The 13526-nt window shown below is 65.2% G+C and carries 9 protein-coding genes; 7 read left to right on the top strand and 2 right to left on the bottom strand.

All coding sequences use genetic code 11. The features are described from left to right. The first annotated feature begins 62 nt into the window (after nt 1-62). From P6U27_RS08920 to P6U27_RS08895, 6 genes are read left to right on the top strand one after another with little or no spacing between them, the layout of a single operon-like run. Nucleotides 63-2912 carry a bifunctional transaldolase/phosoglucose isomerase gene (locus tag P6U27_RS08920; RefSeq protein WP_407193880.1) on the top strand — a complete coding sequence of 950 codons (2850 nt, stop codon included), beginning with the start codon at nt 63-65 and terminating at the stop codon, nt 2910-2912. Nucleotides 2913-2925: 13 nt separating this feature from the next. Beyond that, nucleotides 2926-3924 carry a phosphogluconate dehydrogenase (NAD(+)-dependent, decarboxylating) gene (gnd, locus tag P6U27_RS08915; RefSeq protein ID WP_407194426.1) on the top strand — a complete coding sequence of 333 codons (999 nt, stop codon included), beginning with the start codon at nt 2926-2928 and terminating at the stop codon, nt 3922-3924. Nucleotides 3925-3952: 28 nt separating this feature from the next. Continuing rightward, nucleotides 3953-5464, top strand: coding sequence for a glucose-6-phosphate dehydrogenase (gene zwf, locus P6U27_RS08910; protein ID WP_122401847.1), 1512 nt, complete (start codon nt 3953-3955; stop codon nt 5462-5464). Next, nucleotides 5461-6210 carry a 6-phosphogluconolactonase gene (gene pgl, locus P6U27_RS08905; RefSeq protein ID WP_407193879.1) on the top strand — a complete coding sequence of 250 codons (750 nt, stop codon included), beginning with the start codon at nt 5461-5463 and terminating at the stop codon, nt 6208-6210. Before zwf ends, pgl begins: the two co-directional genes overlap by 4 nt. Beyond that, nucleotides 6197-6742: a gluconokinase gene (locus P6U27_RS08900; protein WP_122401845.1), complete on the top strand. Its 546-nt coding sequence runs from the start codon at nt 6197-6199 to the stop codon at nt 6740-6742. Before pgl ends, P6U27_RS08900 begins: the two co-directional genes overlap by 14 nt. Nucleotides 6743-6761: 19 nt before the next feature. Then, nucleotides 6762-7574 carry an HAD family hydrolase gene (locus P6U27_RS08895; protein WP_209295299.1) on the top strand — a complete coding sequence of 271 codons (813 nt, stop codon included), beginning with the start codon at nt 6762-6764 and terminating at the stop codon, nt 7572-7574. Nucleotides 7575-7583: 9 nt separating this feature from the next. Here the strand turns inward: P6U27_RS08895 and P6U27_RS08890 are convergent, their stop codons facing one another. Together P6U27_RS08890 and malQ are read right to left on the bottom strand one after the other, a co-directional pair. Next, complete coding sequence (locus P6U27_RS08890) at nt 7584-9386, bottom strand: glycoside hydrolase family 15 protein (protein WP_407193878.1); 1803 nt, start codon at nt 9384-9386, stop codon at nt 7584-7586. A 28-nt stretch (nt 9387-9414) separates the two neighbouring features. After that, nucleotides 9415-11376, bottom strand: coding sequence for a 4-alpha-glucanotransferase (gene malQ / locus P6U27_RS08885; RefSeq protein WP_407193877.1), 1962 nt, complete (start codon nt 11374-11376; stop codon nt 9415-9417). 203 nt (nt 11377-11579) lie between these two features. Between malQ and P6U27_RS08880 the strand changes: the two genes are divergently transcribed. Then, nucleotides 11580-13526 (top strand): maltotransferase domain-containing protein, encoded by a 1947-nt coding sequence (locus P6U27_RS08880; RefSeq protein ID WP_407193876.1) that lies wholly within the window; start codon nt 11580-11582, stop codon nt 13524-13526.

Genomic DNA, 13526 nt, shown 5'->3' with positions numbered 1-13526 from the left:
GGATAGCGCGTCAGGACCGGCGCGAAAACCCTCGTCCGCAGGCTTGGAGAGAAGTAAGCATCATGAATCCCGTCAAAGAGCTGGAAAAGCACGGACAAGCGGTCTGGCTGGACTTCCTGGCCCGTGGCTTCGTCGCCAAGGGCGACCTGAAGCGGCTGATCGACACCGATGGCGTCAAGGGCGTCACCTCCAATCCGTCGATCTTCGAGAAGGCGATCGGCAGCTCCGACGAATATGACGCCTCGATCGGCAAGGCACTGAAGCGCGGCGACCGGACCGTGGCCGACCTGTTCGAGACCGTCGCGGTCGAGGACATCCAGAACGCCGCCGACGTGCTGCGGCCGGTCTATGACCGCCTCAAAGGTGGCGATGGCTATGTCAGCCTGGAGGTCTCGCCCTATCTCGCAATGGACACCGCCGGCACAGTCGCCGAGGCGCGGCGGCTCTGGAAGGACGTCGGCCGCAAGAACCTGATGGTGAAGGTGCCGGCGACGCCGGAGGGCCTCCCTGCGATCGAACAGCTGATCAGCGAAGGCATCAGCATCAACATCACGCTGCTTTTCTCGAAGGCGGTCTATCTCCAGGTGGCCGAAGCCTACATCGCCGGCCTCGAGAAATACGTCGCCGGCGGCGGCGATCCGTCGCATGTCGCGAGCGTGGCGAGCTTCTTCGTCAGCCGGATCGACACCATGGTCGACAAGCAGCTCGACGAGAAGATCGCCCGCGCCAATGATCCATCGGAGAAGGAGCGGCTTGCCGCGCTGAAGGGCAAGGTCGCGATCGCCAACGCCAAGCTCGCCTACCAGGATTACAAGCGCCTGTTCGCAGGTCCGCGCTGGGAGAAGCTCGCCGCCAAGGGCGCCAAGCCGCAGCGCATGCTGTGGGCCTCCACCGGCACCAAGAACAAGGACTACAGCGACGTCCTCTATGTCGAGGAGCTGATCGGCCCAGACACCATCAACACCATGCCGCCGGCGACGCTGGACGCGTTCCGCGACCACGGCAAGCCGCGCGACAGCCTGGAAGAGAATATCGATGACGCCAGGCGCGTGCTGGAGGAGCTGGAGCGTTCCGGCATCTCGCTCGATGCGATCACCGAGGAGCTGGTCAAGGATGGCGTCAAGCTGTTCGCCGACTCAGCCGACAAGCTCTACGGCGCCGTCGCCCACAAGCGTACCACCGTGCTCGGGCCCGCGCTCGACCGCCAACAGCTCTCGCTCGGCGACGGGCTCGGCAAGGCCGTGGTCAAGAGCACCGAGGAATGGCGAGCCTCCGCAAAAATCCGCAGGCTGTGGCAGCGCGACAAGTCGGTCTGGACGGGCACCGACGAAGACAAATGGCTGGGCTGGCTCGACAGCCCGGCCAAGGCCGACATTGCCGACTACGAGGACTATGCAGGCCGCGTGAAGGGCCAGAGTTTCTCCGACGCCGTCGTGCTCGGCATGGGCGGATCGAGCCTGGGCCCCGAAGTGTTGGCCGAGACCTTTGGCAAGAAGCCCGGCTTCCCGAAGCTGCATGTGCTCGACTCCACCGACCCGGCGCAAGTGCGGGCGATGGAGGCGAAGATCGACATCGCCAACACGGTCTTCATCGTCTCCAGCAAGTCCGGCGGGACCACCGAGCCGAACGCGATGAAGGACTATTTCCATGAGCAGGTCGCCAAGGCGGTCGGAACCCAGGTGAAGACCGGCCATCGCTTCATCGCGGTGACCGATCCCGGCTCGTCGCTGGAGAAGGCGGCAAAGAAGCTGAACTATGCCCGCATCTTCCACGGCGAGCCCTCGATCGGCGGACGCTATTCGGTGCTGTCGCCCTTCGGTCTGGTGCCGGCGGCGACCGCGGGCATCGACGTCAAGACCTTCGTCAAGCATGCGCTCGCGATGGCCCGCTCCTGCGGACCGGACGTGCCCCCATCCGAGAACCCGGGCGTGCAGCTCGGCCTTGCCATGGGCCTCGCCGGACTCGAAGGCCGCGACAAGGTGACGATCCTGGCATCGAAGAAGATCGCCGATTTCGGCGCCTGGGCCGAGCAGCTCATCGCGGAATCGACGGGCAAGGAAGGCAAGGGCCTGATCCCGATCGAGGGCGAGCCGCTGGGCGATCCCTTGGTCTACGGCAATGATCGCTTCTTCATCGACATCCGCATCGAGGGCGAAGCGGACGCTGCCCACGACTCCAAGCTCGCCGCGATCGAAGCGGCCGGCCATCCCGTGGTGCGCATCGTCATGAAGTCGATCGAGCATCTCGGCCAGGAGTTCTTCCGCTTCGAGATGGCGACGGCGGTTGCAGGCTCGATCCTCGGCATCAACCCGTTCGACCAGCCGGACGTGGAGGCGGCCAAGATCAAAACCCGCGAGTTCACTGCCGCATTCGAGAAGACCGGCGCGTTGCCGGAAGAGCAGCCGGTGGTCAGCACGGATGAGGCCGATCTCTACACCGACGAGGCCAACGCCGCGGCGCTGCGCGCGGCCGGCGCCAACGGCGATCTCAGCTCCTGGCTGAAGGCGCATCTCTCCCGCTCGAACCATGGCGACTATGTCGCCCTGCTCGGCTACATCGCGCGTGACAAGGCGACGATCGAGGCGCTGCAGGCCATGCGGTTAGAGGTGCGCGAGAAGCGGCACGTCGCGACCTGCGCCGAGTTCGGACCGCGCTTCCTGCACTCGACGGGACAGGCTTACAAGGGCGGACCCGACAGCGGCGTGTTCCTCCAGATCACGGCCGACGATGCCAAGGATCTGCCGGTGCCGGGCCAGAAAGCCAGCTTTGGCGTCATAAAGGCGGCGCAGGCGCGGGGCGACTTCGACGTGCTCACCGAGCGTGGTCGGCGTGCGCTGCGCGTGCATCTGAAGGGCGGGCTCAAGAAGGGTCTCGCGGCCCTCAACACGGCGCTGAACGAGGCGCTGAACTAAGGGAATGATGCAGATGCAACTCGGCATGATCGGCCTCGGCCGAATGGGCGGCAACATCGTTCGCCGCCTGATGCGCCACGGACATTCGACCGTGGTCTACGACAAGGACGCCAAGGCCGTCGCCGGCCTTATCGCAGACGGCGCGGTCGGCTCGGCGACGCTGGAAGAGTTCGTCGCGAAGCTGGAGCGGCCACGCACGGCCTGGGTGATGCTGCCGGCCGGGCGCATCACCGAGACCACGATCGAGACGATCGCCGGCGTAATGCAGGCGGGCGACGTCATCATCGACGGCGGCAACACCTTCTGGCAGGACGACGTCCGCCGCGGCAAGGCGCTGAAGGAGCGCGGCATCCATTATGTCGACGTCGGCACCTCCGGCGGCGTCTGGGGCCTCGACCGCGGCTATTGCATGATGATCGGCGGCGAGAAGCAGGTGGTCGACCGGCTCGATCCGATCTTCGCTGCGCTCGCGCCCGGCGCCGGCGACATTCCGCGAACGCCCGGCCGCGAGGGCCGCGATCCCCGGATCGAGCAGGGCTACATCCATGCCGGTCCGGTGGGCGCCGGCCATTTCGTCAAGATGATCCACAACGGCATCGAATACGGCCTGATGCAGGCCTATGCCGAGGGTTTCGACATTCTCAAGAATGCCAACATTGAGGCTTTGCCGGCAGATCACCGCTACGATTTCGATCTCGCCGATATCGCCGAAGTGTGGCGGCGCGGCAGCGTGATCCCGTCCTGGCTGCTCGACCTCACCTCGACCGCACTCGCCGACAGCCCGCTTCTGTCGGAATATTCCGGCTTCGTCGAGGATTCCGGCGAAGGACGCTGGACCGTGAATGCGGCGATCGACGAGGCGGTGCCGGCCGAAGTCTTGACCGCGGCGCTCTACACGCGTTTCCGTTCCCGCAAGGAACACACCTTCGCCGAAAAAATTCTCTCTGCAATGCGCGCCGGTTTCGGCGGCCACAAGGAGCCGAAGCAACCGGACGCTTCGAGACCAAAGTAGCAAGTAACGAAACGAAGGCCGACAATTCGTGACAAAAGACCCGCAAGCCAAGCGCAAGCCGGAAAATTGCGCCTTCGTCATCTTTGGTGTCACCGGCGACCTTACCCATCGCCTGGTGATGCCATCGCTCTACAATCTGGCCGCCGAGCACCTGTTACCGGAAAAATTCTGTGTCGTCGGGGTGGCCCGCAGGGGCCAGTCGGATGACGAGCTGCGCGACAGCCTGCTGAAGGGCCTGCGGCAATTCGCGACGCGGCCCGTGGACGACGACATCGCCAAGAAGCTGCTGGAATGCCTGACCTTCGTCGAGGCCGACGCGAAGGATCCGCCCTCCTTCGATCGCCTGCGCGAGCATCTGGATTCGCTGGAATGCGCGCACGAGACCGGCGGCAACCGGCTGTTCTATCTGGCCACGCCGCCCGCCGCCTTCGCGCCGACCACGCGCGAGCTCGGCCGCACCGGCATGATGAAGGAGAACGGCGCGTGGCGGCGGCTGGTGGTCGAAAAACCGTTCGGCACCGACCTCGCCTCGGCGCGTGCGCTGAACGCCGAGCTGCTGAAGATCATGGAGGAGCACCAGATCTACCGGATCGACCACTATCTCGGCAAGGAGACGGTGCAGAACATTCTGGTGCTGCGCTTTGCCAACGGCATGTTCGAGCCGATCTGGAATCGCAACCACATCGACCACATCCAGATCACCGTCGAGGAGAAGCTCGGCGTCGGCCATCGCGGCGGCTTCTATGACGCGACCGGCGCATTGCGCGACATGGTACCCAACCATCTGTTCCAGCTGATGTCGCTGGTCGCCATGGAGCCGCCGAGCCGTTTCGACGCCCATTCGGTCCGCTCCGAGAAGGCCGAGGTGCTCACTGCGATCCAGCGGCCGAGCCTGGAGGAAGCGCTGAAGAGCTCGGTGCGCGCGCAATATCTCGCGGGCCGCATCGGCGACGAGGAGATCCCGGACTATCGCAAGACCGCGGACGTCAAGCCCGGCAGTACCACCGAGACCTATGTCGCGCTGAAGCTGATGATCGACAATTGGCGCTGGGCCGGCGTGCCGTTCTATTTGCGCACCGGCAAGGCGCTGGCGCACAAGCGCACGGAGGTGGCGATCAAGTTCAAGCAGGCGCCGCTGTCGATGTTCTCGGGCACGGCGGTCGATCGCCTGTCGCAGAACTTCCTCACCATCGGCATCGCGCCGACCGAAACCATCGAGCTTCAGTTCAACGCCAAGGTCCCGGGTCCGAGCGTCACCATCGACGGCGTCGAGATGAAGTTTCGCTACGGCGACTATTTCCGCGCCGATCCCTCGACCGGCTACGAGACGCTGATCCACGACTGCATGATCGGCGACAACATCCTGTTCCAGCGCGCCGACGGCGTCGAGGCCGGCTGGCAGGCGGTGCAGCCGTTCCTGGACGCCTGGAAACAGGCCGGCACCAACGGCATCGAGACCTATGAAGCCGGCAGCGACGGCCCGAAATGCGCCGACGAGTTGCTGCGGCGCGACGGGCGAAGCTGGCGGAAATACTCGTGACTGCGGCCGGCCAGCCGAAGCTGATCGTCGAAGCCGACGCCGAAGCGCTTGCCCGCACCGCGGCCGAACGGGTGATGGCGCGGATCGCGGCCAATCCCGGACGGAGCGCCATCTGCCTCACCGGCGGCTCCAGCCCGAAGAAGCTCTATCAATTGCTCGGCAGCGAGGCGTGGCGCGGAAGGATTCCATGGGACCGCGTGCACTGGTTCATCGGCGACGAACGGTTCGTGCCTGAAAGCGATCCTCTCAACAACATGGCGGTTGCGCGGGCGACATTTCTCGATTCCAATGCGCCTCCTGGTCACGTCCACCCGATTCCGACCACGGCCGAGGACCCCGATGCCAGTGCCGCAGCCTACGCGCGCGAGCTGCAGGCCTTCTACGGCGCAGACCGGCTCGATCCGGCGCGGCCGCTGTTCGACGTGGTCTTGATGGGTGCAGGCCCGGACGGCCACACCGCATCGCTGTTTCCCGGTTATGCCGAGATCGAGGAGACCCGACGCTGGGTCGTCGGTGTCGCCAAAGCCAATGTCGCGCCGTTCGTGCCGCGAGTCTCGCTCACCCTGCCCATTCTGGCTTCCTGCCGCGAGATGCTGTTCGAGATTGCCGGGCACGACAAGCGGCCGATCTTGACGCGCCTCCTCAATGGCGAGAATCTGCCGGCCTTACGCGCGCGCTCGAATGGTGAGACCGTCTGGCTGGTCGATAGGGCCGCGCTTCCGGAGGAAATTCGTGGGCGGCGCTGAAGCACCTTGTGCATTGATCGTGATGGGCGTGTCGGGTTCGGGCAAGAGCACGGTTGCAAAAGCACTGGGCGGGCGACTCGGCTGGCGTTTCGAGGACGGCGACAGCTTCCATCCCGCCAGCAATGTCGAGAAAATGCGGGCCGGCCATCCGCTCACCGACGAAGACCGCTGGCCCTGGCTCAACGCGATCGCCGACGAGATCGCGCTTGTCTGCGGACGCGGCGAGCACGTCATCATTGCGTGCTCGGCGCTGAAGCACGCCTATCGCGAGGTGCTGCTGCGTGGTCGCGACGACGTCCGATTCGTGTTCCTGAAGGGCACAAAGGAGCTGATCGCCGAGCGGCTCGCGCGCCGCAAGGGCCATTTCATGCCGCCCGAGCTGCTGACGAGCCAGTTCAATACGCTGGAGCCGCCGGAGCCGGGCGAGCACGTGGTCACGGTCTCGATCGATGAGACCGTCGAGGCGATCGTGGACGGCATCGTGCGGCAGCTGAAGCTGGGCGGCGCGAAAACGCTGAGGCAAGAAACCTGATGAATTCCAAGGTCCTGCCATGACCCCCATCTCACTCGTGGTCTCCGACGTCGACGGCACGCTGCTGACCAAGGACAAGACGCTGACCGAGCGCGCGCGGAGCGCAGTGCAGCGGCTGCACCGGGCCGGCATCGGCTTCACCATCACCTCCAGCCGCCCCGCGATCGGCATGCGCTTCCTGATCAAACCGCTGGCGCTGTGGCTGCCGGTCGGTCCCTTCAACGGCTCCTCGATCATCGATCCCGAGATGAGGCCGGTCGAGCAGCACCTGATTCCCGCGAGCGCGGCCGAGCGGTCCTTGCAGATCCTCCGCGACTACGGCGCCGACATCTGGCTGTTCACCACCGACAAATGGCTGATCGACAACCCCCGCGGCAGCTACGTCGCCCACGAGCAGCACACGATCCGCGCCGACCCCACCATCGTGTCCGATTTCTCGCCATACCTATCGAGCGCCTGCAAGATCGTCGGCGCCAGTGCCGATGCGGCGAGGCTCGCGGCTTGCGAGAAAGCGATGCAGGAGGCGCTCGGCCGCGAAGCCACCGCGGTGCGCTCGCAGACCTATTATCTCGACATCACCCCGCCCGGATTCAACAAGGGCACCTTCGTCGAGGCCATGGCCAAGCGCGTCGGCATCTCGACCGATGCCGTTGCCACCATCGGCGACATGCAGAACGACCTCGCGATGTTCCGCGTCAGCGGCGTCTCGATCGCCATGGGCAATGCCGCCGACAACGTGAAGGACGAGGCGACGCACGTCACTGCGAGCAATGAGCAGGACGGTTTTGCCGAGGCGATGGAGATGATCTTGAAGCGGAATGGGGTTGGGTAGCCGCAGCGGTCACTTCTTCGACCGCTGCATCGCCGGCTTCTCGCTCTTCCGTCTTGCCGCCGAGAGGTTATGCGCGGTGTTGATCAGGGCGATGTGGGTCAGCGCCTGCGGAAAATTGCCGGTCTGCCGGCGGGCCACGGAGTCGTATTCCTCCGCCAGCAGCCCGACATCGTTCGCAATGCCCACGACGCGATCGAACAAGGCTTGCGCCTTGTCGAGATCGCCCGACAGCACATAGGCATCGGCGAGCCACAGGCTGCAGGCCAGGAACGCGCCTTCGAGCGGTGGCTGCCCCGCTGGCAGCTCGCGTGGATCGTGCCGTAGCACGAAGCCGTCGCGCATCAGGCATTTTTCGACGGAAGCAATGGTGCCGCGGATGCGCGGATCCGATGGCGGCAGGAAGCCGACGGCCGGCAGCAGCAGCACGCTGGCATCGAGCAGTTTCGAGCCGTAGGATTCGACGAAGGCGTTTTCCTCTGCATCGAAGCCGTTGTTGCAGACGTCGCGATGGATCGCCTCACGCAGAGTGCGCCAATGCAGCAGCGGCGCCTTGAAGCCGAAGGTCTCGGCACTCTTGATGCCGCGGTCGAACGCGACCCAGGTCATGACCTTGGAGAAGACATAATGCTTGGGCTGTCCGCGCCGCTCCCAGATACCGTGGTCGGGCCGGTCCCAGACCTCGGCCAGATGATTGAGCACGGCGCATTCCAGCGCCCAGGTCTGCTCGTCGAGCTTGAGCTTGGCCATGCGCGACTGGTGGAAGGCATCGATCAGCTCGCCATAGACGTCGAGCTGGAGCTGCGCATGCGCGGCGTTGCCGACGCGCACGGGCTGCGCGCCCTCGTAGCCGCCGAGCCAGCCCGCCTCCCATTCCAGCAGCCGCCGCTGGCCCCAGATGCCGTACATGATCTGCATGTTCGCCGGCGATCCGGCGGCGGCGCGCAGCAGCCAACTGTGCCAGGCCGAGGCTTCCTCGGTGTAGCCCGAGTTCATCAGCGCCAGCAACGTGAACGTGGCGTCGCGCAGCCAGCAGAAGCGGTAGTCCCAATTCCTGCTTCCGCCGAGCCTTTCCGGCAAGGAGGTGGTGGGGGCCGCGACGATGCCGCCGGTCGGAGCAAAGGTCAGCGCCTTCAGTGTGATCAGCGAGCGCAAGACGAGGTCCTGGTAGCCGCCGTCGCGGGCACAATGGCCGCACCAGTCCTGCCAGAATTTCTCGGTCTCCTGGAAGGCGAGCTCCGGATCGATTGATGCCGGCGGCTCGAGATGCGAGGGGCCGTAGGTCAGGACGAACGGGACGGTCTCGCCCGCCCGGACGTCGAACTCGGCAACCGTCGTCAGGTCCTCGCCGCGGGTCTCGACGGGTGTTCGCAGCACCGTCATGTCCTGGCCGCAGATCGCGAGCAGCGCATGATCCATTCGCCGCACCCAGGGAATGTCGGCGCCGAATCCGAAGCGGATGACGAGCTCCATCCGCATCTTCACGGTGCCGCTGACGCCTCGGACCAGCCGCACGATGTCCGAGGCCTTGCCGCGCGGCGGCATGAAGTCGATCAGCGCGACGGTGCCGCTACTCGTCTCAAAACACGTTTCGAGGATGAGGGTATTGCCGAGATAGCGCCGCGAGATGCGGGTCGCGTGCTCACTCGGCGCGATCAGCCAGCGCCCGTTCTTGTGCGTGCCGAGGATGGCGGCAAAGCAGGCATCGGAATCGAAGGCAGGCCAGCACAGCCAGTCGATCGAGCCGTTGCGCCCGACCAGCGCCGCGGTCTCGCAATCGCCGATCAGCGCATAGTCCTCGATCCTCTGAGCCAATGTGGTGCGAGCCTGGGAATCCCGACTGTCAACTCCCGCCGGGCAAGGAACGTTCCCGCGTGGCGGCCTTCAAAGCCGCGAGATCGATCTTGGACGCGATCTTGTCGAGCGCAACAGGAAGGCGCTGGCGCCAGTTCGGATGCTCGTCGATCGTGCCGGGAATGTTGGGCTGGTCGATCACACCGAGCAGGTCCTCCATGGACACCGCGAGCAGGCGCGAGGGCGTGCGCGACAGGAAGGCGAGCACCGAATAGAGGTCGTTGGCGCCGATGCCGTTCTGGCGCAGGATCTCGTCGAGCCTGCCGAGCGCATCCCAGCGCGCCTGGTCGTTCTCGCCGGGATCGAGCCCGAGCGAGCGCTTCATCTTGAGGTCGCTGAAGGAGCGCCAGCCGGCATAGGTGCACAGGTCATGCGTGTTCAGCGTCACAAGCGCGTTGGGCCGGTAGTGGTCGACGTTGCGGAAATGGCCGGCATCGTCGCGCTCGAACATCATGACGAGGTAGGACCAGATGCCGAAATCCTGCATCATCTCGCGGAAACCTTCAGGCACGGTGCCGAGGTCCTCGCCGATCACGATGCATTTGTGGGCCGCGCTCTCGCACGCGACGGCCGCCAGCAGCGCCTCGAACGGCATCTGCACATAGGCACCGTTATCGGGCTTGAAGCCGCGCGGCACCAGATAAAGCCGCTTCAGACCCAGCACGTGATCGAGCCTGATGGCGCCGGCATGGCGCATCGACGCTGCGAGCATGTCGGCGAACGGAACGAAGGACTGCGCCTCGAGCCCACCGGCGTTGAAACCGGCGAGACCCCAGTCCTGGCCGATGGTGTTGAGCACGTCGGGCGGCGCGCCGACGGCGAGATGGCGGGAAATCGCCTTCTGCTCGTTCCAGGCATCGAAGCCGTTGGACTGCACGCCGACGGCGACGTCGAGATAGAGCCCGACCCGCATGCCGAGCTGGCTGGCGAGCTCCTTGGCGGCATGCAATTGGCTGTCGGCCGTCCATTGCACGAATTCGACGAACTCGATCTCGCGCTTGCCCGGGCCATTGCGCAGCTCGGTGCATTTGGCCTCGTCCGGCCGTTGCCATTCGGATGGCCACTCCCACCAGGGTGCGTTGAAGCGATGCCGCAACACCTCGAAGCAGGCAAAGCGGGACAACAGCGGCGCGCGAGCGGCGCGGAAGCCGTCAAATGCCTTGCGGCGCGCCTGGCTCGCGCTCGTCACGAAGCTGTCAAAGGCGGCGCGCAGACCCAGCCATTTCAACGCCGCCATGTCGGCATAAGGGACGCGATCACCTTCGCGCAGACGGGCCGCCGTCGCGGCCGCGTCGGGCACGAGGTCTGCCGAGAATTCGGGAATCGCCTCGACGTCGATGTAGAGCGGGTTGAGGAAGAGCCGGCTGTTCGGCGAATAGGGGCTGCAATCGGCGGGGCGGTCGTCGAACAGGACATGCAGCGGATTGAGGCCGACGCCGTCGGCCCCGAGCTGCTTGGCAAGCCGGACCAGCCCGGCGAGATCGGTGAAGTCGCCGATGCCCCAGTTGCGGTCCGAACGGACGCTGTAGAGCTGCACGGCAAGCAGCCAGCCGCGATCGAAATCGCCGCCGAAGGCGCGCTCCGGCGCCACGATCATCGGTACCTCTTCGGTCACGCCCGCGGCATCCGTCAGCGTCAGGCGGTGATAGCCGAGTGGCAGGCCGGCGGGCCAGGCGATCACGGGCTCGCGCGTCTCGCCCTGGGCGATCACATTGCCGTTGCCGAGGATTTTCCATTGCAGCGGCGGCGTGCCGATAGAAGCCAATTCCGTGCGCGGATGTCCCAGCGCACGCACCACGACCGGCCCGCTGGCGAAGCGGTAAACCCGCTTCTGCGGCAGCGCCTCGAGGATGGATTTGAGAGCCTCGGGCGCGGTGACCCGCAGCTTGCCGAGAGCGTCGATGAATTCGGACTGAACGCCCTTGATCCGGGCTTGAGCTAAAAGATCCATTCGGCACGCAGCTTGCAGGCCATTGTTTGGCCAGGGGCATCGATTTTAACGAGGTCGCGGAAGAGGTTAGTCAGGGGTAACTCGCACACTGCGCTTGCCGTTCCGGGGGAACCAATGACACATAAGCGGCTTTCTATAATGGTACCAAGCGTGGGTTCCCGACAAGGGAAACGGGCTCCTGCTTTCTTGTCAATGGCATCACCGTGAACAAGACAATTCAAACTGTCGAAAGTGCCGCAGCCGGCAGCGCTTTCCTGATCGAGGACGTCTATCCCTCGATCGACGGCGGCCGCTTCGCCGTGAAGCGGATCGCCGGCGAACCGGTCGAGGTCTGGGCCGACATCTACCGCGACGGCGAGGCCGTGATCGCCGCCGCGCTGATCTGGCGAGGAGAGCAGGACCGCGAATGGCGGAGCGAGCCGATGACCCATCACGGCAATGACCGCTGGTGCGGCGCGTTCACGCCCGTTGAGCCCGGCCAATATGTCTACGCGATCGAAGCCTGGACCGACGAGTTCGCCACCTGGTCGCACGCGGTCGCGCGCAAGCGGCGCACCGGGGCCGATGTCAGCCTCGATGCCATCGAGGGCGCCGGCCTTTTGACCAAGGCGCATGGCGCGCGGCAGGACGCGGCAGCGGTCATCATCAGGCAATGCGAGGACTATCTGAGGAACGGCGACGTCGCCTCGCTGCTCGCAGCCGAGCTCGGCACAGCGATGGCCGAGAGCCAGTCGCGGCCCGACCTCACCCGCTCACCACTCTTCCCGCTGAGCATAGACCGCGACAAGGCGCGCTTTAGCGCCTGGTATCAGATGATGCCGCGCAGCCAGAGCGCGTTGCTGGGCCGGCATGGCACGCTGCGCGACTGCATCGCGCGCGTGCCCGACATCGCTGCCATGGGCTTTGACGTGCTCTACTTCACGCCGATCCACCCGATCGGTCAAACAAGCCGCAAGGGCCGCAACGACGCGCCGGTGGCAAATGAGGGCGATCCGGGCTCGCCCTATGCGATCGGCTCGGCCGAGGGCGGCCACGATGCGCTGCATCCCGAACTCGGCACGATCGAGGATTTTCGCGCGCTGGTCGCCACATGCCTCGAGTACGGGCTCGAGCTCGCGCTGGACTTCGCGGTGCAGTGCTCGCCGGACCATCCCTGGCTGACACAGCATCCGGAATGGTTCAAATGGCGGCCGGACCGCTCGGTGCGGACGGCCGACGGCCCTTATTCCGACATCGTCATTCCCGATTTCGCCTCGGTGGATCGCGCCGGCCTGTGGAATGCGTTTCGCGACGCCATGCTGTTCTGGATCGACCATGGCGTCACCATCTTCGCCATCGACAATCACGACACCGCACCGCTTCCATTCTGGGAGTGGCTGATCCACGACATCCGCCGCCGGCATCCGGAGGTGATCCTGTTCTCCAAGACCTATGCACGGCCGAAGCTGATGAAGGGCCTCGCCAAGCTCGGCTTTGCGCAGTCGTTCACCTATTTCCCCTGGCGCACGGAAAGGTGGGAGCTGGAGCAATATCTCGGCGAGCTGACGCGCTATCCCGAGCGCGAGTTCTATCGTCCGAACCTGTTCGTCAACACGGCCGACCTGCTGCCTTATCATCTCCAGAGCGGAGAGGCCTGGGCATTCAAGTCGCGCATCGCACTGGCGGCGACGCTCTCGGGCAATTACGGCATCTTTGGCGGATTCGAGCTCCTCGAGCATGAGGCCATTCCCGGCCGCGAAGAATATCTGGATTCCGAGAAATATCGGCTCAAGCCGCGCGACTGGGACAAGCCCGGCAACATCAAGCCCTACATCGCCGCGCTCAATCGCATCCGCACCGAGAACGCGGCGCTCCGGCAGACGGTCAATCTGCGCTTCCTCGGCGTCGAGGATGGCGAAACCATTGCCTTCGTGAAGCAGACGACCGAGCCGGACAATGCCGTCATTGTCGTGATCGCGCTGTCGCGCCACGTGCGCGAATTCTGGCTGCCGCTCGGCGACGTCACCATTGACGCCGGCGGGCAGCGACACCATGTGACGACACTCGAAAACCTCGTCACCGGCGAACGGTCCTGCATCGAATGGGGCGGAATCAGATTGCGTATCGATCCAGAGCGCGATCCGGCGCTTCTATTCCGCGGCCTGGCGTAA

Source organism: Bradyrhizobium sp. STM 3566 (assembly GCF_045571445.1).
Lineage (GTDB): Bacteria > Pseudomonadota > Alphaproteobacteria > Rhizobiales > Xanthobacteraceae > Bradyrhizobium > Bradyrhizobium vignae.
This window is presented reverse-complemented; position numbering and strand designations above follow the sequence as displayed.